Consider the following 19,765-nt stretch of genomic DNA (forward strand, 5'->3'; position numbering starts at 1 on the left):
TACAAGCAAAGTAGGCAACATCCCATCTCATTGGACCTCGAAGGCCATCAAGTGGCTATCGCCAGTTTTGCGTGGTGCATCTCCGCGACCAATCGATGATCCGAGATATTTCGATGAGGAGGGTGAGTACGCTTGGGTGCGAATATCCGATGTTTCATCATCGAGAGGCGTGCTGTGGGATGCGGAACAACGCCTTTCTTTGCTGGGTAGCTCCCTGAGCGTAAAGCTGGAGCCGGGAAACTTATTCGTCAGCATAGCCGGAACGGTTGGCAAGCCCTGCATCACGGCAATCAAGGTTTGTATCCACGATGGGTTTGTGTATTTCCCGCGATTGGATATCGATCCGCATTTCCTCTATCGCGTGTTTGAGGCGGGGCAGTGTTACGCCGGTCTCGGCAAATTGGGAACGCAGCTGAACCTAAACACGGACACGATTGGCAGCATCCGTGTCCCCATTCCTCCGCCACAAGAGATGCAACATATCGTCGATTTTCTCGATCGCGAGACCACCAAGATCGATGCGTTAGTGAAGGAGCAGCAGCGGTTGATCGAGCTGCTAGAGGAGAAGCGGCAAGCCGCCGTCTCCCGCGCAGTCACGAAGGGGCTCGGCGCCAACGTTCCGATGAAGCGCTCTGGGATCGAGTGGCTTGGCGATGTCCCCGATCATTGGGACATTATTCCGCTTCGGGCCCTGTTCCGCTTTGTGAAGCGCCAGAATGGTGACGCGCTAGAGGTCTTATCCGTTTACCGGGACTACGGTGTAATTACGAAGGCCTCTCGTAACGACAACATCAATAAAACTCCCGACGATCTAACTTCGTATCAGACAGTTTACCCGGGCGATTTGGTCGTGAACAAGATGAAGGCCTGGCAAGGGTCACTTGGGATTTCGACGCATGAAGGAATAACCAGTCCCGACTACGCCGTGTTTCAACCGACGCATAACGGGGACCCAGAATATCTCAATTGGCTTCTTCGTTGCAGACTTCTTCCGGATAAGTATCGCTCGATATCAAACGGCATCCGCCCTGATCAATGGCGTCTCGAACCAGATCGGTTCAAAGAATTGAAGATACCGTTCCCACCACTGATAGAGCAGAGAGAGATCGCGACCAATCTGCGATCCTTCGTCAAGAATACGGACGACCTTTGTGGGCAAGCTGAGAAGGCGGTCGATCTACTTCTACAGCGCCGGAGGGCCCTGATTTCTGCTGCTGTCACCGGCAAGATCGACGTGCGCGGACAGACTGAAGCTGCTGCATCTATTCCCGATGTGGTCGCTGCATGAGCCTGCACAAGGAGATCAGCTTCGAGGACGAGATTTGCGGGCGTCTCGCCGCGCACGGCTGGCTCTATGCGGAAGGCGATGCAGGGTCGTACGACCGCGCTCGCGCCCTGTTCCCCTCCGATCTGGTGGCGTGGGTGCAGACGACGCAGTCCACTGCATGGCAGACACTGACCAAGAGCCACGGCGCATCCGCCGAGCCTGTCCTGCTGGACCGTATCCGCAAGCAGCTTGATGATCGCGGTACCCTCGATGTGCTGCGCCATGGCGTCGAACTGATCGGGCTGCGACAGCCGATTGCGCTGGCCCAATTCAGGCCCGCTCTCGCAATGGACTCTGACATCTTGGCGCGATACGCGGCCAACCGGTTGCGGGTGGTGCGGCAGGTGCGTTACTCGTCGGTGAACGAAAACTGCATCGATTTCGTGCTGTTCCTCAACGGTTTGCCGATGGCGACCTGCGAACTCAAGACCGACTTCACCCAGAGCATCGCCGACGCCATCGACCAGTATCGCTTCGACCGCAACCCGCGTCCCAAGGGGCAGGGCGTCGAGCCGCTGCTGAACTTCCCCAGCGGGGCATTGGTGCATTTTGCGGTGAGCAACAGCGAAGTCCACATGGCGACGCTGCTGACGGGTGCAGATACCATTTTTCTGCCGTTCAACAGAGGAGATCAGGGCGCGAAGGGCAACCCGCTCAACCCCACCGGTCACCGGACGAGTTACCTCTGGGAGGAGGTTTGGCAGCGAGACAGCTGGCTGGAAATCATAGGCCGCTATCTCGTTACCCGACGCGACGACAAGAAAAAAATCACCGCCATCACCTTCCCGCGTTATCACCAACTCGACGCGACCCGGAAGCTGCAAGCTAGGGTTCTAGAAGAAGGCGCAGGGGGCAAGTTCCTGATCCAGCACTCGGCAGGTTCGGGCAAAACCAACTCAATTGCTTGGTCCGCGCATTTCCTCGCTGATTTGCACGATGCCAAAAACGAGAAGCTGTTCTCCACCGTCATCGTCATTTCCGACCGCAATGTAATCGACGCCCAGCTTCAGGACGCGCTGTTCGACTTCCAGCGTACCACAGGCGTTGTTGCCACCATCAAGTCCGAGGGAGCCAGCAAGAGCGGGCAGCTCGCAGAGGCGCTGGCGGCGGGCAAGAAGATCATCGTCTGCACCATCCAGACATTCCCGTTCGCGCTGGCGGAGGTCCGCAAGCTGGCGGCCACCGAGGGCAAGCGTTTTGCGGTGATCGCCGACGAGGCCCATTCCTCGCAGACCGGCGAGGCCGCCGCCAAGCTCAAGCAGGTGCTGTCACCCGAGGAGCTTGCCGAGCTGGAGGATGGTGGGGAGGTCAGCACCGAGGACATGCTGGCAGCGCAGATGGCAGCCCGCGCCAGCGACACCGGCATCACCTACGTCGCCTTCACCGCCACCCCGAAGGCCAAGACGCTTCAATTGTTCGGGCGGCTACCGAAGCCCGATCAGCCGGTTAGCGAGAACAATCTGCCCGCGCCGTTTCACGTCTATTCCATGCGGCAGGCCATCGAGGAGGGCTTCATCCTCGACGTGCTGAAGAACTACACGCCCTACAGGCTGGCCTTCCGGCTCGCGAACAATGGCAAGGAATGGGATGACAAGCAGGTGGAGCGGGATGCCGCGCTGAAGGGCATCATGCGCTGGGTGCGGTTGCACCCATACAACATCAGCCAGAAAGTCCAAATCGTCGTCGAGCACTTCCGTGAGAACGTCGCGGCTCTGCTGGAGGGGCGCGCCAAAGCCATGGTGGTGTTGGGTAGCCGTGTCGAGGCGGTACGCTGGCAGCTTGCCATGGAGAAATATATCAAGTCTCGCGGCTACAAGATCGGGACGCTTGTCGCCTTTTCTGGCGAGGTCAATGACAGCGAGTCCGGGCCTGATGCTTTTACGGAAACCAGCAAGGTACTCAATTCCGGCCTAAACGGGCGGGACATCCGCGACGCTTTCAAGGGCGAAGAGTTTCAAATCCTGCTGGTGGCGAATAAGTTTCAGACCGGCTTCGATCAGCCCCTGCTCTGCGGCATGTATGTGGACCGGCGTCTCGCGGGTATTCAAGCTATACAGACACTGTCGCGCCTCAACCGGTCCCACCCCGGCAAGGACACCACCTACGTGCTGGACTTCATTAATAGTTCCGAGGAAGTGCTGGCCGCGTTCAAGACCTACTACGACACAGCGGAGCTGGAGGGTGTCACCGACCCGAATCTCGTCTACGACCTGCGGGCGAAGCTCGACGCCTCGGGTCATTACGATGAGTTTGAAGTGGACCGCGTCGTCGCCGTGGACTTGGACCCCAAGGCCAAGCAGGGTGACCTAATCGCGGCGCTGGAGCCGGTCGCGAGCCGACTATTGAAGCGGTTCAAGCAGGCGCAGGAGAAGCTACTGGCAGCACGAGCGAAGAGCGACGACAAGGCGGCCGAAGAAGCCAACGGAGAAATCAATGCGCTGATCCTTTTCAAGGTCGACATGGGCGCGTTCCAGCGCATGTACAGCTTCCTGTCGCAGATCTTCGATTACGGCAACACCGCCATTGAGAAACGGTTCATGTTCTACCGGCGCCTCATTCCGCTGCTGGAGTTCGGCCGGGAGCGCGAAGGCATTGACCTCTCGAAGGTCAAGCTCACGCATCACAGCCTGAAGGATCAGGGGAGATGGTGAAGCGCCCAAGCTACCGCCACTCTCGGAGGCAGGTTCGGGCTCGCTGCACGAGAAGGAGAAGGCCCGGCTGGAAGAGATCATCGCCAAGGTCAACGACCTTTTCGAGGGAGATCTGACCGAGGACGATCAACTCGTGTATGTAAACAACGTGATCAAGGGGAAGCTGCTGGAGTCGCAAGAGCTGGTTCTTCAGGCCAGCAACAACACGAAAGCGCAATTCGCTAACTCTCCCACGCTCTCCAAAGAGATCATGAACGCCGTCATAGACGCGCTGACGGCTCACACCACCATGAGCAAGCAGGCCATCGATTCCGAGAGAGTTCGTGAAGGGTTGAAGGAGGTGTTGCTCGGACCCGCCCAGCTCTACGAAGCCTTGAGGGGCAAGGCAGGCGGGAAGGAATTGGACCGCGGATAGTTGGCGTAAAAATGTGAACCGCCCGTCGATTGTTGAGTCACAAAGGTTTCCCCCGTGCCCCCCATGACTAACGACTCCGACCTCCTGGCTGAGGCTGCGCGATGGCTTGAAACGGGGGATAGCGTGCGCCGCGATCTTGGCGGGCCTGGGCCGGTATCATACCAGACATCAACCGCGAGCCATGCGGTGCTTACTTGGACTAATGCGGCCTTCAATCGGTCGGTAATGCTCTACGACGAGGCTCGATCTCTCGTCGATTCAAGAAAGCTCTTTGTTGCACCTATTGTAGTCCGCGCCTTTCTTGAGAATGTCGGCATGCTGGCGTTGTTTTTGGAGGAGCTTCAGGTTGCGGTTGATTCCGAGGAAGGCCGAGTGCGTGAGCTGGCAGTCACGTTTCTGAATCACAGTTTTTGGAAGAATAGAGAGTTCAAGAATCCTGTCGCGCCAGACGATATTTTTCTGACCCCTGCCGCTCGGGAGAAGTATGGAACCAAGCGTCCAAAGGTTCCGCAACCGACGCAAATGGTTGCCGCGTTAGACCGCCTCTTACGGCGGAATGTGCCGTCATTGTCGACGGACCTCGCGGTTGGCTTCTATGGCCCACTGTCGGAGTGGACTCATCCGTCGCAAACGAGCATCACTTATGCGTTTACTGCGCTTGGAGAGATTATTCCGGTGCCAACGAGCGGTGGGCCCGTCCAGCACGCTTCATCGTTGATGCATTCTATGGCGTGGTGTTTGGCGCAAATCGGTGTGGCGACAGTGATTCGGCAGTTGATTCTCGATCTTACAACTGACCTGAGCAGCACGGCTGATGCTGCAGGATCATCTCATTAGCTCCTGCTTGTGTGAGGCGTTTGTCGATCACGCTCGAAGCAACGGCTGAGACCATCAACGCGCTATTGCTGATCCGAGAACGGGCGACCGTCGCCCGAATGGGATTATCGTCAGCTTGCGATGCGGTGCATGCATCCAGGTTCGCGATAGTTGGCAAAAATCTCTAAAGGGGTGGCTCGAAGGGAATGGCGGGCGACTTCCCCCATGGCCCCTCGACCTGATGGTCGCCCCGCGCCTTCCATTCATGAAAACGGGAAGTGCGGCAGATCCGACCTTATCTTTTTGCCAATCGCTTCTCTGAGTTCTGCAGGATTTTTGCAATCCTCCGGCAAATGAACATAGAGCCGCATCGAGTACAGTCGCACATTAGCCAACTGTTTCATTAGCGCGAAGTCATGATCAATCAATGGTTTACTTTTGCTGCACTCGTCATGGTGATGAGTTGTCAGGATACGGACCACCTGCTGACGTTCCTCCTCAAAGCCATCTCCATCGGCATCCCCTACGGAAATTGTCGACCCGATCTTGCTCAGATTCAGCTTTGCCTTCCACAAGTGCCATAGATCAGGCGGTATACCGAACTCTCCGGCCCAGGCGGGAATGCCCTTTCTCAACTGGTCTACATTGTTGAGATAGTCGTTGTCTTGTGTTCGCGGTGCTATTCGTTCGGAAGCAGCGATCAACTTCGGCGCTTCCCGCTTCAAAACCGAGTTTAGTTTGCGGCGAAAGATGTCGTCGTCTGGGCCGGCAGCTTGCAGTGCCGCTCGCATTCGGGAAATCAGCGCCTGATCGTCGAAAGCAGCAAATGAGCCGTCAACGATCATTTGCTTCATGGCGCGCCCAGAGCAATCGAGCCCTCGTCGGACCAGCCCGGCAATGACGTCTTTCAGTACCTCTTCCAAGCCGACGACGGTTTTGTGATAAGCGACCTGGGTGTAGTCGTAGTATCGCGAAACAAGGAAATGATCAGCGGCCCTGAGCGCCTTACTTGTGAGGCACAGGTTGCCTTCAGAATCCACGCACGTCTGTGTAGTGAGGTACTCCACATCGACCCCGCCGTACGGGATACCTGCCCCATGCGCTGTTCTCATCAGATAATCGAGACGATCACAGTCCAAATCCGAACTCACAAGATTGGAGAGCATGTCCGGCTGTTCACGACTGAACACCGACCGAATTTCTTCCCTCGTGAATCCATGTTTTTTCAGAACGGAGCCGATATCATCGTCTATCTCGATGATCTTTCGCCCCAGCGTTTCGTGATCATATGCGGCGGGATCTTCGGGTATGTCGGGGTTTGGTCCGATCAACTCGTCGTCGGCAGCATCTGTTAGATAGGTCTCTGCTTTGTAGTGGTTTTGCAGTACGTGCTCAGTGGCGTGAGAGAATGGATAGTGACCGACATCATGTAAGAGAGCTGCAAGACGGTAGAGTTGGACAGCATGATCATCCCATTCGCGCTTGCAGTTCTGATTGATGGCACGCATCATCCTACCTGCGACATGGCAGGCACCTACGGAATGCGAGAAGCGCGAGTAGCCAGCCCCTGGATAGACTAAGTGGGCCAGACCCAATTGCTTCACGTTGTGAAGCCGCTGGAATACGGGAGTGGATAGAACATCCGACTCCAGCTCACTGATACCAAAGGTGCCGTGGACCGGATCAGTGAGACGTCTGAAATGGAAACCGTCCATCCCTATTTTCAGTCAAGCAGCCGCCGCTGACGCAACTCCTGATCAGCTTTGCTGATGTAACTGACAAGATGAGGCTTGGTACTGCTCATCGTTTCCTGCGCCTTCTGCGGAGCGAGCCCACTGACCTTCAAGAGATAGTGCCAAGAGGCCAAGAGTTCGTACCAAGCCGGTTCGTCCAAGCCGACGTCGGGCGGGACCGTAAACAAACCTCGCAGCGCCGCTAACTTTTCCTGAAGCGCGGGTTTGAGTTTTTTGTCTTCAGGGGGTTGGTCACCCGCGGCGAGTGCCGAAGCAAGTGCATAATAGTCTTTGGTGAGGGCTGTCGAGTAAGGACCTCGAACATACCAACTGTACCGGTAGCCGAGATCAACACCGGCCAATTGCCCTAAGTACACCGCTTTCTGAAATCGCTTACGGCTGTCGATGCTGCTGATATCAGCGGGCTCGCCCAGCGCTTCAACAAAGCGCTTTAGAACGATGAGTCGGCCATCCATGGTGATGTCCTTTTTGCCCTTGCGGGGCCAGCTTACGATTCATGATTCGCTCTAACCTCAGGTTAAGAGTCGAATCGAATAAGCAGCCCTGTCTATCGGACGCGGAGCGCTCCGGTCAAACATAAGAAATTCTCGCAAGGGCTCTCCGTCCGTATGGGTATGCTCATGCGGTCATCGCGAACCGCCCAAGAATGCCGTCCGTTAGGGTTGACTTCGACCAACGGACATGATTGTCTATGGTCATCACCCTTACGGACACAGGAGCGGACGTTGGCTACCATCTTCTATGCACGGGTCTCAACCGTCGATCAGAACATCGAACATCAGCAGGCACAGGCCGAAGCAGCGGGCTTCAAGATCGCCCGCGTCGTTGCGGACCATGGTGTGTCAGGCGTCAGCACGTTGTTCGCTGAGCGGCCAAACGGTAAGCGGCTTTTCGACATTCTTCGCGAGGGGGACACGCTGCTGGTGCGATGGGTTGACCGTCTTGGCCGCAACTACAGCGACGTTCGGGACACCATTCAGGAGTTCATGCGGCGCGGCGTCGTCGTCCGCACGGTCATCAATGGCCTGACCTTCGACGGCGCAACCAGCGACCCGATGCAACAAGCCGTGCGTGACGCGCTGATTGGCTTCTTGGCGGCTACAGCGCAGGCCAATGCCGAGGCCATCAAGGAGGCCCAGCGGGGCGGCATCGCGCTGGCGAAGGCGAATTATGCAAAGACGAAGTACCGTGGACGCAAGCCCAGCTTCACGCGAAGCCAGCTCTCGACAGTGTGCAACATGCTGGACCTATCGAAAGGTATCGGTGAGATCGCGGCGACCACCGGTCTCAGTCGGCAGACGATCTATCGCATCCGGGATGACCGCGCATCTGCCGAAGCTGCGCTGGCAAGCTGGGCCGCATAGCGGTGCCGCAACGATATGATGATCCATCGCGCCCAATCAGTGTTTTTTAACACGTGCTTGGCTTGTAATGCGACCTTCTAAGTGGCATGCGACATCGATGTCTTCGTTCCGTCGCCTACTGACCAGCGAGGCCGGTAGGGGCATCGTGCTTATTCCCCCAACCAACTGCGGATATGGCCAAGAAGTTTTCGACCGAAGAATTCGTAACACGAGCTAGGGCTGTGCATGGTAACCGGTACGATTATTCCATGTCGCAGTACAAATCTCGCCACGAGCGCATTACCTTCATGAGCTCCGAGCACGGGGAGATAGCTCAAAAGCCTATCAACCATCTCCGAGGAAGCGGATGCACCTCCTGTGGCTATGTAAGCAAACGAAAGAGAACGCAGGTTCCGGCAGACGAGTTCATTTCACGCGCGAAAGCGGTTCACGGCGAGAAGTATGACTACTCTGAGACTGTATATGTAGTTAAGCGCAAGCCTGTAACCATCGTTTGCCGGGAACATGGTCCATTTACGCAGATGCCCGGCAATCATTTGGCCGGTCGAGGTTGCCCTGCGTGTCACAGGGACAATCCTCGAAATCACAAGTTAAGCACTGCGCAATACATCGCGAGAGCTAAGAGCGTTCACGGGGATACCTATGACTACTCCAAAACTGAATACGGTCACAGCCAGAAGCCACTGACGATCGTTTGCCGGGTTCATGGCCGTTTCCAACTGAATGCAGCAAGTCATCTTCAGGGGCGAGGGTGCTCCGCATGTGCCAAAGTTCGCAAAAGGGCTCCGAAAAAAGTTGACTTGGCCGAGTTCATAAATCGGTCCAGCAAGCGGCATAACGGCAAATACGACTACGATAATGTGAGGTTCACCTCTGTCAGCGACCTCGTGACGATTGTTTGCCCTGAGCACGGCGCGTTTGTTCAAAAGGCGCGAGCCCACTACGAGGGAAATGGATGCCCGCAGTGCGGTAGGACGCGTAAGAATATGATTGCGATCTATCAGGAAGAATTTGTTCGAGAAGCGCAAGTCGTTCACGAAAAGAAATACGATTACTCAAGAGTGAAGTTCAAATCGAAGAGGAATAGTGAGCGGATAGAAATAGTCTATCTAGACCACGGGGTCTTTCTGCACAATCCCATGAACCATTTACGTGGTTCCGGTTGCCGTGGGTGCGCGGGTAATGCGCCGCGTACAACAAGCTCGTTTATTGAGGCTGCACGAGAAGTGCATGGGGCAAAGTACGACTACGACAATGTGATCTACATCAGCAGCACCTTTCCTGTGCGCGCATCACTTGTCGTGAGCACGGGGATCGTCGATTTGATGCGCAGGCAGTCCGCTCCTTCATCCATCGTGGTGAAGTCCAGCTTGCTGTCCCTGATTATGGCGGATAGCGCGCGCCCTGCACAGTTAACGCCGTGAAGAAGCTCTTCGCGGTCGTTCAAGAATGCAACATTCGACGCCCATAGTTGCCCAGTTTCGAGAATACCCTGAAGACCTGCGAGATTGGTGTAATGGGCTAACGACGATACGCTCGTTCCACATATGGCCACATCCACCCCCATTACGCGCTGCCTGAAACTAGGCTATTGCATCCAGCCGCGCCCCTCTGTTGAATTCAATAGAGACGGCCCAATCCACAACTATGCTGGATTTGTTGCCCCAACGCAAAAGGCGTACCTGGATGGCGACATTTCACATTACGACTTAGAGCTCTGACGTCGACCTATTGCAGCAAAGGAAAATAAACATGAAGGAATGGGTATCTGTCTTGAGAGCTGCGGATGCTGCGGCGCGTTGGCATGCCCATCAGCGGCGGAAGGGGATTGCTCAGGAGCCTTACATCAATCATCTACTTGAAGTCGCCAGTTTAGTGACGGAAGCCACCGGTGGTTCTGATCCCGACTTGGTAATTGCTGCATTGCTTCACGACGCTGATGAGGACCAAGAGGTGCCAATTCAGTTGATCATCCGGGAATTCGGGAAGCGAGTGGCCGATATCGTAGTGGAGGTTACAGACGACAAGGCACTTCCGAAGGATGAGCGAAAACGTAAACAGATCGAAACCGCGCCTAAGAAAAGTCGGGAGGCGAAGCTGATAAAGCTGGCCGATAAGACCAGCAATCTCAGAACAATTGCGTTCAGTCCTGCCGCCGATTGGTCGGTTAAACGTCGGCTAGAGTATGTCGCGTGGGCTACGGAGGTGGTGGCCGGGCTTAGGGGTACCTCGCCTTGGCTGGAAGGCCAGTTCGAGGAGGCTGCCGACAGGGCAATCAAGTCACTCGAACCACCGATGGCCAGTGTTTGATGTAGCGGAGTAGTTTGACCATCAAGACGACAAGTGAGTTGGCGAATGTGCGACGCGATCAGCCCCGCGGTCCTCTCTGCAGATTTTCGATGATCTTTCCTGCGTCGAACCCAATCGCATCCGCTAAGTCTAGAAACTCGACAACGTCGATCCGGCGCTCACCACTCTCGATGTTGGCGACAATGGATTGATAGCGGCGCAGCTTTTTGGCGACCTCAGCCTGTGTCAGTCCGGCCGCCTTTCTCTCAGCGATAATCAACGCAATCAGCTTCTTTTGCCGGCTTGACCGGAGTGTGCGCGACATCGCCTGCCCGAAGTAACGAGGGGCAGTACAAATAATCGGAATTGTTGAAATCTGATAATTTCGCCAAATGGATGTGATTTGGACGTTATCGGTAAGCTGGCTTCCGCGACTAGCCCGCGCCCGTGAGAAGCCGTGATGGCCTGCGCAAGCCCAGCGGGTCTTACCGTTGTCTGAGGCCATTAAACCACGTTCGATGCGCGACCCGGCTGTGCGTGAACAACGACGAGCGATGCTCCGATCGCCGCACATGATTGAATTGGCGAGCTACGCCGAGCGACTGCGCCGTCCGGGGGTGGAGGTTCCTGATTTCGATCCAGCAGACGGCGGCATAGAAGCGCGGGTGCTGTTCTTGTTCGAGAAACCCGGTCCCATGACCGCGGCAGTAGGAAAGGGCGACGCCCAGGTTCTGGCTTCATCAGCCGCGACAATGATGATCCGACCGCTGAAGCCGTATTCAATTTCATGCGACAGGCTGGAATACCACGCGAGCTGACGATCCTCTGGAACGTCATCCCCTGGTGGAACGGTAGACTTGCGATTAAGAGATCGGAGCTGCTGGAAGGTAAGAGCCGGTCGGTCGAATTAATTCACTTGCTTCCCAGTCTACGCGCCGTAATGTTGGTCGGCAGCAAAGCCGCCGAGGCGAGATCCTATCTTCTAAACACTGGGCTCAACATTTTCAGATCTGATCATCCCTCGCCTTTAGTGCGAGCTTCCTGGCCAGACCGATGGAAAGCTATTCCGTCAGAGTGGCGGAAGGTCAAGCGGCTTCTCTGATTGCTTGCGACTTGACTGTAGCATAGGAATGGCTTGCAGAAAAAAGGAGCGTGAAGCGAAAGACCATTTCTATCGTTTCACCGTTCTCTGACTAAACTATGGAACGATGAAAATGGTGAATTACCTAGTCGACGGACGCATCTCTCCGGTCGGCGGTGTCGCCGGGTCGAAGGCGCGCAGATCATCCCTAATCCGGGCTACGCATCAAGTCAAAAGGCGACCTCGAACCCTCGGTGCGGCACGTCCGGTCTCTCCCCGATAGCCCACATCCCCAAGCTACACGCACAGGTCCGTTCCGTGCCAGCAGGAGACGAAGAGGCTGTTTAACCCGACCTAGCTAGCCGCTTGCGCGTTTGCGCGTCAGCCCCATTTTGTACGCCGATTGACACCCAGAGTTGTTGGCGTAGCATTAAGTGCCCGGAAAAAACGAGGCGAGCGGCCGACGCAGCACGGTCGTGAATTTCAAATAATTGGAGGAAACATCGATGACGCGACGTAAGAGCTACGTGTTGCCTTGTGCTTTGTTCGCCGTACTGGCCCTACCCGGGTCGGCGGTGGCTCAAGGCTCCGGCGGAACGCCCATCGTGAGCAGCACGACCGTGCTGAAGGACCGAGACAACGTGATATGGGACATGGCGTTTCTGCCTGACCGCGCCATGTTCTTCACTGAGCGATGCGGCGGCCTTTCAGTGCGGTTGCCCTCTGGGACGGTTGTCCCGCTCCTTGGGATCAAAGACTCTAAAGGATTTACTCAGACGGCTTCGGACCTGTTTTGCAGCGGACAGGCGGGCATGGCCGGGGTGGCAATCGATCCTGAGTTCGCGACCAACCGTTTCATCTACGTGTATTCGGCATCAAGCATGACCGCCCCCGGGAGCAACCGCGTTCTGCGCCTGACGGTCAGTCCCGATCTGACCAGTGTTTCGGACCGGCAGGATATTGTCACTGACATCGCCTACAAACCCCTTAAGAGCGACCATCCGTTCGGCGACCCTGGCGCGCACAATGGGGGGCGCCTCCGCTTTGGGCCGGCGGACGGCTTCTTGTATGTGACAACGGGGGACACCCACAACGGCGAGGTGCCGCAGAGCCCAACCCTCATGGGAGGCAAGGTGCTTCGGATCACCCGGGACGGCAAAGCGGCGCCCGGCAATAATGCCCCTCAGGGCTTTGATCCTCGGATCTTCACCTACGGGCACCGCAATCCGCAGGGAATCTGCTTCCGGCCCGGTAATAATCAGCCCTTCACGTCCGAAAATGGACCGTGGCATAGCGATGAGGTGACGGCCCTTGTTGCTGGCGGAAACGCCGGATGGGATCCCCGCCCCAACGTTGGTGGGCGCGGTGACTGTCCTGACAAATACTGCGGATACTCGCCCAATCAATTGGGCGCGATGGACCCCAAAGAACGTGCGGCATTTATGCCGATGACAGATACCAAGACCTATCCGAATGCGATGAAGCCGGCCTGGAACAATGACACGCTTTCGCAGGGAATGATGGGATGCACGTTCCTGAACGGCCCGCAGTGGAAGGACTGGAACGGCCGAATGGTGGTAACTTTTACGGGGATCGGCATTCACGGAACGCCAGTGGGTAATCGCCTTGACGTGCTCGACATCACGCCGGACGGTTCGTCAGCCACCCGCACGACGGTATCTCTCCCGATGCCAGCGGGCCGCTTCCGATCTGTTGTGCAAGGTCCAGACGGAAGCATGTACGTGTCCACCGACACGGGCGAACTTTACCAGCTTAAGGCCAACTGAGCGCGATCAGCGTCGGCCGCGCCGTCACTTCGGCGGCGCGGCCGAGTGCGTGAAGTTCCACAAGGGTCTAGCGCAAGGGCCTTAACACTCCTAATTGGAATTCTGCTGATGGTTGACACCCGCTATATAACTGCTGGCTTCGCTCTGCTCATGTCCTCATCGGCCCTAGCCAGCCCTGAGCTGGCTAGAAGCAAAAATTGTGTCGCCTGCCACCACGTGGAAAGAAAAATGATTGGTCCGGCGTACAAGGCTGTGGCCGAGCGATACGCCAAGGATGAGGCGGCTGTTACTAAGCTAAGTGAGAAGGTGGTCAAGGGCGGCGGAGGCAGTTGGGGTGAGACGCCGATGCCCGCGCAAGCGAGCGTCACTCCGGCAGAAGCCGAAACTCTGGTGAAGTGGATTCTATCACTGCAATAACCGCGCGCGTTTCTCGACGACTCATCGCAATTCACGGCGTCTTTCGCAATTACCCGGTTTGTTATTGGGCGATAACGGAGACTGCACACGCCGCGCTTCTAGTTCGATTCGACTTCTGAAATAAATTGTATTAGTTCAACGCATAGGACGAAAAATTCGTCCGTTTTGCCCAAAGCAAGGAGCTCAAATGTCCTGGAAGACCCCAAAGATAGTTGAATTGCCGGTTGGCATGGAAATCAACATGTATGCCTGCGCGGCCCGTAAATAAACCCCCGCTCGCCGACGAAACGTCGCGTGAAGGCCGCCCCTGACCGGGGCGGTTTTTTGTGAGAATTAATGATCGATTCTATTAGGATGCATTCGCGCACTGGCCCGCCGGTTTCAGGGGTCGACGATTCATTTTATATGTATGATCGACGCGCTGCGGTAGGCTGGTTCTGATAAATATGAAGTGGACGCGGCAGCGCTGCCAAGTGGCGTTGAGCACCTTGGCCACGGTGGCCTTGATGCCCTCGTAGGCGTCGGAGACGACAAGCTTGACGCCGCGCAGGCCGCGGCGGGCAAGCTTGCGCAGGAACGCCGTCCAGAATGTTTCGGCCTCGGAAGGGCCAATGTCCATGACGAGAACTTCACGCCGGCCGTCACTGTTGACGCCGACCGCGACAATCACCGCGACAAAGACGATGCGGCGTTCTGGCGCACCTTCACATAGGTGGCATCGATCCACAGATACGGCCAATCGCCCTCAATCGGGCGGCCGAGGAACGCCTTCACCTTGTCGTCGATCTCACCACACAGCCGCGTCACGCGCATCGATCTCTACGAAGCCGTTTACCAGACCGCGGCCTGTCACGATCCGAGTGTTTGGCCATGGTTGAATTAATGCTCAACGAGATCACCGACACCTTGGTGAAGGGCGACCGTTAAGCTCTCGTCGTTCGGCTCGTTCATCGTGCGCAAGAAGAAACAGCGCCTCGGCCGCAATCCAAAGACTGGAACTGAGGCGACAATTTCGCCCCGTAGGGTCGTGGTATTCAAACCGTCGGCGATCCTGAAACAACAGATCAACGGCAATCCGTCTGGAACAAAGGCACTACGATAGCGGAGCTTGGCTCTTCAGCGCTTCTGCGGCCGCTCTTGACGTCCTAGCGGACGTTGAGCAAGGGCAATTTTAGGTCCGTTTTGACCCACATGCGACATGGAGAGCCGTCAGCACCGCACTTTCCCTGCATGGGAGCAGGAGCGCGGCCGGACCACACACCCCCTTAGCCGACTGCTTGGATTTTCAGTACTAACCGTAGAAGCTTTTGGCCCGGTTCGGATACAACCGCCGCCGACGTGGCGTCCCAAAAAGGAAGGCCACGCAGGTCACGACGCGGTGTTAGCGGATCGCCACGGGATTGATCATGCTCTGCACGCCGCCCTTGAAGCGCGGCTGGCCGAGCACGAACAGGAACTCATAGGCCTTGTCCTTGGCGAGGTCGGCGGTGTTCATGTTTTCGAGAATGTAGGTGCCGTTCATCGGCAGCAGGATCTGGTGCACCTCGAAGATGTTCTTGGTCTCGAACGGGACCGCTTCGAGCCCCCAGGTATCGGCGCCGACCGCGACCACGCCTTTGCCGGTGAGGTACTTGGCACCTTCGACGCCAAGGCCGGGTTCGCCGGCGCCAAAGCGCTTGTCGTCCTTGCCGATCAGGCTGAGCCAACCGGTGTGGAATATCACGACGTCGCCCTGACGGATTTCGACGCCTTGTTTCTTGACGACTTCCTCGATCTCCTTGACGTTGAAGGCGGTGCCTTCCTTCACCACGTCCGTACCGTAGTGAGCGGCCATGTCGAGAAGCACGCCACGGGCCACCATCGGCGGGATTTTTTCGACGCCAAGTTTCTTCAGTCCGGTGGGATCGGCGAAATCGGCGAGCTTGTTGCCATTGTAGTAGACGTGCTCGACGCCGATATGGCCGAGACCGTCCAGCTGGCTGCCGACGCCCACCCAGCCTTCGATAATGTCGTCATTGTAGGTCATCTTGCTCGGTCCGAGACCCGGGATGCCGGCCTGACCGGGTTGAACGATGGTGATCTTGAAGGCGCGCGGCGGGTAGGCCGGCGTTGTGGAGTCGACGGGAATGCCAAGCGCGTAGGTCTTGCCGGTCTTGACTAGGCCAGCCGCCTTCACAACGAGCTCCGGGGTCATATAGTTGGCGGCGCCGATCTCGTCGTTCGGTCCCCATTTCGATTTCGTCCAGTCTTGAGCGCTTGCCGTTCCAAACGTTCCCAACAAGGCAGCCGAACAGCACAGCACGAACGCGTGGCGCATCGCAGATCCTCCCAGAGTTGACGTTATGGTTTGGTATTAAGAGCCTTTAGACTACCGTAGCAGAAGCAAACGGACAACGATTTCGACACAGAACCATCAGCGATAAAGTCGAGGATGGCGTGGAGCACGTAGTCTGGGCCTTGGCCTAGCAAGCTCGGTGCCGCCTCGAGTTGCGCGCGAAGCCGGCTATGCGCACGCGCCGAGCCATGCCGAACTGACAAAGATTGCTGTTTTACCATAGGCAATAAGATCATGCTCAAGATGAGCCGTGCGTGTCATTGCAAACAGTTGGTCGCCATGAACATCCACCTTTGCCATCTGGTTCGCTTTTAGTGCGTCTCATGTGTGGCGTTCCAATGGAATCCATGAAGGAAGCAATCGGCACGTGATGACTACGTATGGAATGATAGTCCGCGTCACTGGTCACTGCCGACCCAGGGCAGGAAGCCCGTAGCAGGTTGAAAGATTTCTCCAAGGCAGAGGCTCCGATGAGCACATGCTGGGGTTGAGGGCTTCGAATATCTAAAAGGTTGTACGACCAGGCGCCGCCGCGGGTCAGTAAGTCACTTCAGGACTGCGTCGAGTAGCTGGTCTGGCATATAAGGCTTCGTGAGGAAGTGGGTGTCGTGCGGGACATCGGGCGAACCTCGACCGGATACCATCACCACATTCAAGTCAGGAAACCTGCGCTTGGCGAACTGAGCAAGTTCAAGGCCGGACATGTCGCCTGCGAGATTGATATCGGTTATCAACGCCCGAAGTTCGTTGCCTGTTGAAACGAGGACCAGTTCGGCGGCCTCAGCGCTTGCGCATTCAACAACTTGAAGACCCTCATCTTTCAGAAGGTCAGCCAAAAACGACCGCTGGAACGGGTCGTCCTCCACAACAAGTGCAATGAACTTCAACATATTAGCCTCTCAAGAACGGCCGTTCGTTGTGCTCGAACCCCATACCCATCGGGGCCGAATGCTAGTGGATGCAACGCCATCTGCCATGTCCGGTTCCTGACATTGATACAAAATTGAGCCGATCGTTCACTTTGCGCGTTACTTCGGATGCGGGCTTCACCCGGCTCAGATGTGACATTGTTGCATCCGTAGCGGTAAAAACTCTAGTATTGTCGGGCTGTCCGTGAGGTCGCCCAAGTGCTGCATCTGCTTGCGTAAACCTCGCATTTGTGCGGTTGGGCATTTCCGCCGGCCGGCACGAGGATTTGCTTGGGCATTCAGACCGGCGCAATCGCGCCTTCGGATGCTCGCAGGCCGCGCTGTAGTAGGTGCGCAGATCGAAACCTAATCGCGTCAAGTTCGATCCGGGTCAATACCAGCGGTCGGCCGCACCTCTAGAAGCAGGGCGGAGGTATTGTAAAATTTAGTCAGTCCCCTCCCCTCGTCCTTGACTTGGATCGATACGATAGCGGCTAATGGGATCATCCTACTGATTGGTGTCCCCCCTGAATGTTTATCGAAAAGCGTTTGATTGTTCCATTTTCACTGCTCCTGCTCATCACGGGGTTCGTGGCGTTGCTTGCCGTTGTTGGAATGACGGTGAGACTTGGTGATCGCGCGAACAAGCATTTCGATGAGGTCATCAGCACACGAGATGTCAGGGTCTCCGCTGTCGAAATACGTACCGCTGTTCAGTCGGCTGAATCGAGCCAGCGGGGATTACTTCTGACGGGCAACGAGATCTACCTGTCTCCGTATGACGCCACGAAAGCGTCTGCTAACAGGCAGCTCGACAATCTTAAGCGAATGCTCGGGGCCGATCCTCAGTTCAAGGCTGTGTTACAGCGCCTGACCGTGGTTCTCGCGGAGAAGTTCCAGGAGATGGACCGTACCATCGCCCTGAAGGGTGAGCGGAAGGACAGTGAAGCGCTGGCCATCATCAACACCAATCGCGGCAAGGCGCTGATGGACGAAATAAACTTGTTCGTGTCTGGAATCGTTCGGTCGATGGATAATCGATTGACCATTGGCGTCGCCGAGCAGCGAACGAACGCGGCCAATTTGCGCTGGGCGTCGGTGGCGGCGGCGGTGCTGATCGTCCTCGTCGTCAGCGCGGTCGCCGCAACGCTTTTGACGTACACCAGGGAATTGACGCAGACCCAGGCCAAGGTGACGGCGCTCAATCTTTCGCTTGAGGAGAGGGTTCGTGCCCGTACCGCGGCACTCGCCAGAGCCAACGGAGAAATTCAACAATTCGCTCATCTGCTTTCGCACGACATGCGAGCCCCCCTGGTCAGCATCGTCGGCTTCACCAGCGAATTGGCAGACGGCGTTCAGGACGTGCGGAAGTTTATCGACGGCGCCAAGCCGGACACCGATGATCCCGGATATCAACAAGTGAAGCGGGTCGCGTCGCAGGATATGCCCGAGGCGATCGGATATATTCGAACGTCGGCTGCGAAGCTGGACAATCTGCTCAGCGCTGTCCTCAAAATCTCTCGGGAGGGCGGCCGAGTGCTGAATGCGGAAGTCATCGATCTCCGCGAACTCGTATCGTCTAGCTCGGCGGCCATTCAACATCAATTGTCTGCGGCGGCTGGCGAAGTCGTCGTCGATCTCGGCGTTTCTTCCATCGTGTCCGACAAGCTGTCCCTGGGGCAGGTGATAGGTAACCTCCTTGACAATGCGGTAAAGTATCGTGCCCAGGCGCGCCTCTTGCGGATCGTGGTTCGCAGCTCGGCCTTGCCGAACGATCAGATTGCTCTCGAAATAGCAGACAATGGCAGGGGCATTGCGCCCGGTGATATGAACAGGATTTTCGAGCTTTTCAGACGGGTCGGAAAGATCGATCAGCCCGGCGAAGGGGTGGGACTTGCCTATGTGCGGACGTTGGTCGGGAACCTTGGAGGAGAAGTCTTCGCCACCTCCGAATTGGACAAGGGCACGATTTTTCGCGTCGTCCTGCCGCGAGAATTCAAATCTCATTTTGCTTCGGCCGCGTGATGCCGATGCACCCTAAAGCCGGACGATGGAAGTGGATCGCCTTGATGGTGCCCGCGTTCGTGGTGGGTTGCTGGCAGGCGGCGGCGCAAGAGGGGCCAGGCGGCATCACGGTGCCGCGCGTTTTCCCGCCGTTCGATCAAAATGCCCCGGCGTGCAGTTCGCCGCCTTCACTCAGCAAGACTCTGGCATTTGCGCAGGACAACGAGCGCGAATTCATCCAAGGCGTCGGGAGGGGGCTGTCGATGGCTGCGAAAGATCGCGGCTTGGCGTATGCGAGCACAGTTGCTGAGAATGACGGAAACAGGATGATCGAACAGGTCGAAAGCGTTCGATCGTCGAATATTGGTGCTCTGGTCGTGGCGCCGGTCGATCCCGCATCGCTGGCTCCTGCTCTGCGCAGGGTGATTTGGCAAGGTGCCTATGTTGGTGCGGTTGTCCCTCCACCGGCGACTTCGCTACTCAACGCCCCCCAGTACCTAACGGGGAAAGTGCTGGGTGATGCAGCAGCGGCGTACATCCGGGATAGATTGAAAGGGAAGGCGAACGTCGTCTTGCTGACGCACGACAGCCTGCAGTTCCTTGCGCCACGGTTTGTC

Annotated in this window: 18 protein-coding genes and 3 pseudogenes; 14 read left to right on the plus strand and 7 right to left on the minus strand. The window is 56.8% G+C overall.

The window, feature by feature from the left end; genetic code table 11:
• Nucleotides 1-19: 19 nt before the first annotated feature.
• From JQ575_RS46175 to JQ575_RS27735, 4 genes are all read left to right on the plus strand, one after another.
• Nucleotides 20-1,288 carry a restriction endonuclease subunit S gene (locus tag JQ575_RS46175; RefSeq protein WP_312016038.1) on the plus strand — a complete coding sequence of 423 codons (1,269 nt, stop codon included), beginning with the start codon at nucleotides 20-22 and terminating at the stop codon, nucleotides 1,286-1,288.
• Entirely contained in the window at nucleotides 1,285-3,978 is a 2,694-nt protein-coding gene (locus tag JQ575_RS27725) for a type I restriction endonuclease subunit R (RefSeq protein WP_212036378.1), read from the plus strand. Before JQ575_RS46175 ends, JQ575_RS27725 begins: the two co-directional genes overlap by 4 nt.
• A gap of 133 nt (nucleotides 3,979-4,111) precedes the next feature.
• Entirely contained in the window at nucleotides 4,112-4,393 is a 282-nt protein-coding gene (locus JQ575_RS27730; RefSeq protein WP_212036380.1) for a hypothetical protein, read from the plus strand.
• Nucleotides 4,394-4,456: 63 nt separating this feature from the next.
• Nucleotides 4,457-5,230, plus strand: coding sequence for a hypothetical protein (locus JQ575_RS27735; RefSeq protein ID WP_212036382.1), 774 nt, complete (start codon nucleotides 4,457-4,459; stop codon nucleotides 5,228-5,230).
• 242 nt (nucleotides 5,231-5,472) lie between these two features.
• Here JQ575_RS27735 and JQ575_RS27740 read toward each other — a convergent pair whose 3' ends face one another.
• Both JQ575_RS27740 and JQ575_RS27745 read right to left on the minus strand, forming a co-directional pair.
• Nucleotides 5,473-6,924 carry an HD domain-containing protein gene (locus JQ575_RS27740; protein ID WP_212036384.1) on the minus strand — a complete coding sequence of 484 codons (1,452 nt, stop codon included), beginning with the start codon at nucleotides 6,922-6,924 and terminating at the stop codon, nucleotides 5,473-5,475.
• An 8-nt stretch (nucleotides 6,925-6,932) separates the two neighbouring features.
• Nucleotides 6,933-7,418 carry a hypothetical protein gene (locus JQ575_RS27745; protein WP_212036385.1) on the minus strand — a complete coding sequence of 162 codons (486 nt, stop codon included), beginning with the start codon at nucleotides 7,416-7,418 and terminating at the stop codon, nucleotides 6,933-6,935.
• Nucleotides 7,419-7,688: 270 nt separating this feature from the next.
• On the opposite strand from JQ575_RS27745, the gene JQ575_RS27750 reads away from it, so the two are divergent.
• The 3 genes from JQ575_RS27750 to JQ575_RS27760 all read left to right on the plus strand — a co-directional run bounded on the left by JQ575_RS27750 (nucleotide 7,689) and on the right by JQ575_RS27760 (nucleotide 10,637).
• The gene (locus JQ575_RS27750) at nucleotides 7,689-8,327 is read left to right on the plus strand and encodes a recombinase family protein (RefSeq protein WP_212036387.1); all 639 of its coding nucleotides are present in this window, start codon (nucleotides 7,689-7,691) and stop codon (nucleotides 8,325-8,327) included.
• A 248-nt stretch (nucleotides 8,328-8,575) separates the two neighbouring features.
• Nucleotides 8,576-9,751, plus strand: a complete 1,176-nt coding sequence (locus tag JQ575_RS27755) for a hypothetical protein (RefSeq protein ID WP_212036389.1) — start codon at nucleotides 8,576-8,578, stop codon at nucleotides 9,749-9,751.
• Nucleotides 9,752-10,079: 328 nt separating this feature from the next.
• On the plus strand, nucleotides 10,080-10,637 hold the full coding sequence (locus JQ575_RS27760) for an HD domain-containing protein (RefSeq protein WP_212036391.1): 558 nt from the start codon (nucleotides 10,080-10,082) through the stop codon (nucleotides 10,635-10,637).
• Between the two features lie 58 nt (nucleotides 10,638-10,695).
• Here JQ575_RS27760 and JQ575_RS27765 read toward each other — a convergent pair whose 3' ends face one another.
• Entirely contained in the window at nucleotides 10,696-10,941 is a 246-nt protein-coding gene (locus JQ575_RS27765) for a helix-turn-helix domain-containing protein (RefSeq protein WP_212036393.1), read from the minus strand.
• Between the two features lie 247 nt (nucleotides 10,942-11,188).
• Between JQ575_RS27765 and JQ575_RS27770 the strand changes: the two genes are divergently transcribed.
• The 4 genes from JQ575_RS27770 (at nucleotide 11,189) to pqqA (ending at nucleotide 14,169) form a co-directional block, all read left to right on the plus strand.
• Complete coding sequence (locus tag JQ575_RS27770) at nucleotides 11,189-11,434, plus strand: hypothetical protein (protein WP_212036396.1); 246 nt, start codon at nucleotides 11,189-11,191, stop codon at nucleotides 11,432-11,434.
• A 769-nt stretch (nucleotides 11,435-12,203) separates the two neighbouring features.
• Complete coding sequence (locus tag JQ575_RS27775) at nucleotides 12,204-13,484, plus strand: sorbosone dehydrogenase family protein (RefSeq protein WP_212036397.1); 1,281 nt, start codon at nucleotides 12,204-12,206, stop codon at nucleotides 13,482-13,484.
• 108 nt (nucleotides 13,485-13,592) lie between these two features.
• Nucleotides 13,593-13,901, plus strand: coding sequence for a c-type cytochrome (locus JQ575_RS27780; RefSeq protein ID WP_212036398.1), 309 nt, complete (start codon nucleotides 13,593-13,595; stop codon nucleotides 13,899-13,901).
• Nucleotides 13,902-14,088: 187 nt separating this feature from the next.
• A complete protein-coding gene (pqqA, locus tag JQ575_RS27785) occupies nucleotides 14,089-14,169 on the plus strand; it encodes a pyrroloquinoline quinone precursor peptide PqqA (protein ID WP_212036407.1) in 81 nt (26 codons plus the stop codon).
• Between the two features lie 177 nt (nucleotides 14,170-14,346).
• Here the strand turns inward: pqqA and JQ575_RS27790 are convergent.
• Nucleotides 14,347-14,711 (minus strand): annotated as a pseudogene (locus JQ575_RS27790) (transposase); the annotation flags it as partial.
• Between JQ575_RS27790 and JQ575_RS27795 the strand changes: the two are divergent.
• Nucleotides 14,686-15,003 (plus strand): annotated as a pseudogene (locus JQ575_RS27795) (integration host factor subunit alpha). The pseudogenes JQ575_RS27790 and JQ575_RS27795 overlap by 26 nt on opposite strands.
• Before the next feature lie 279 nt (nucleotides 15,004-15,282).
• Here the strand turns inward: JQ575_RS27795 and JQ575_RS27800 are convergent.
• The 3 genes and pseudogenes from JQ575_RS27800 to JQ575_RS27805 all read right to left on the minus strand — a co-directional run bounded on the left by JQ575_RS27800 (nucleotide 15,283) and on the right by JQ575_RS27805 (nucleotide 17,126).
• Entirely contained in the window at nucleotides 15,283-16,218 is a 936-nt protein-coding gene (locus JQ575_RS27800; protein ID WP_212036399.1) for a cyclase family protein, read from the minus strand.
• Nucleotides 16,219-16,310: 92 nt separating this feature from the next.
• A pseudogene (locus JQ575_RS44945) lies at nucleotides 16,311-16,557 on the minus strand (magnesium and cobalt transport protein CorA); the annotation flags it as partial.
• Between the two features lie 224 nt (nucleotides 16,558-16,781).
• Nucleotides 16,782-17,126 (minus strand): response regulator, encoded by a 345-nt coding sequence (locus JQ575_RS27805; protein WP_212036401.1) that lies wholly within the window; start codon nucleotides 17,124-17,126, stop codon nucleotides 16,782-16,784.
• A 549-nt stretch (nucleotides 17,127-17,675) separates the two neighbouring features.
• Between JQ575_RS27805 and JQ575_RS27810 the strand changes: the two genes are divergently transcribed.
• Both JQ575_RS27810 and JQ575_RS27815 read left to right on the plus strand, forming a co-directional pair.
• A complete protein-coding gene (locus JQ575_RS27810) occupies nucleotides 17,676-19,169 on the plus strand; it encodes a CHASE3 domain-containing protein (RefSeq protein ID WP_212036403.1) in 1,494 nt (497 codons plus the stop codon).
• A 44-nt stretch (nucleotides 19,170-19,213) separates the two neighbouring features.
• Nucleotides 19,214-19,765: substrate-binding domain-containing protein (locus tag JQ575_RS27815; RefSeq protein ID WP_212036404.1), on the plus strand; the 552-nt coding region annotated here is incomplete at its 3' end.

Source organism: Bradyrhizobium sp. JYMT SZCCT0428, from assembly GCF_018131075.1.
Lineage (GTDB): Bacteria > Pseudomonadota > Alphaproteobacteria > Rhizobiales > Xanthobacteraceae > Bradyrhizobium.

Coding starts and splice junctions, on each gene's coding strand:
- JQ575_RS27725 (WP_212036378.1), top strand. CDS start 1,285: ATGAGCCTGCACAAGGAGATCAGCTTCGAGGACGAGATTTGCGGGCGT.
- JQ575_RS27735 (WP_212036382.1), top strand. CDS start 4,457: ATGACTAACGACTCCGACCTCCTGGCTGAGGCTGCGCGATGGCTTGAA.
- JQ575_RS27740 (WP_212036384.1), bottom strand. CDS start 6,924: ATGGACGGTTTCCATTTCAGACGTCTCACTGATCCGGTCCACGGCACC.
- JQ575_RS27745 (WP_212036385.1), bottom strand. CDS start 7,418: ATGGATGGCCGACTCATCGTTCTAAAGCGCTTTGTTGAAGCGCTGGGC.
- JQ575_RS27755 (WP_212036389.1), top strand. CDS start 8,576: ATGTCGCAGTACAAATCTCGCCACGAGCGCATTACCTTCATGAGCTCC.
- JQ575_RS27760 (WP_212036391.1), top strand. CDS start 10,080: ATGAAGGAATGGGTATCTGTCTTGAGAGCTGCGGATGCTGCGGCGCGT.
- JQ575_RS27765 (WP_212036393.1), bottom strand. CDS start 10,941: ATGTCGCGCACACTCCGGTCAAGCCGGCAAAAGAAGCTGATTGCGTTG.
- JQ575_RS27770 (WP_212036396.1), top strand. CDS start 11,189: ATGATTGAATTGGCGAGCTACGCCGAGCGACTGCGCCGTCCGGGGGTG.
- JQ575_RS27775 (WP_212036397.1), top strand. CDS start 12,204: ATGACGCGACGTAAGAGCTACGTGTTGCCTTGTGCTTTGTTCGCCGTA.
- JQ575_RS27780 (WP_212036398.1), top strand. CDS start 13,593: ATGGTTGACACCCGCTATATAACTGCTGGCTTCGCTCTGCTCATGTCC.
- pqqA (WP_212036407.1), top strand. CDS start 14,089: ATGTCCTGGAAGACCCCAAAGATAGTTGAATTGCCGGTTGGCATGGAA.
- JQ575_RS27800 (WP_212036399.1), bottom strand. CDS start 16,218: ATGCGCCACGCGTTCGTGCTGTGCTGTTCGGCTGCCTTGTTGGGAACG.
- JQ575_RS27805 (WP_212036401.1), bottom strand. CDS start 17,126: ATGTTGAAGTTCATTGCACTTGTTGTGGAGGACGACCCGTTCCAGCGG.
- JQ575_RS27810 (WP_212036403.1), top strand. CDS start 17,676: ATGTTTATCGAAAAGCGTTTGATTGTTCCATTTTCACTGCTCCTGCTC.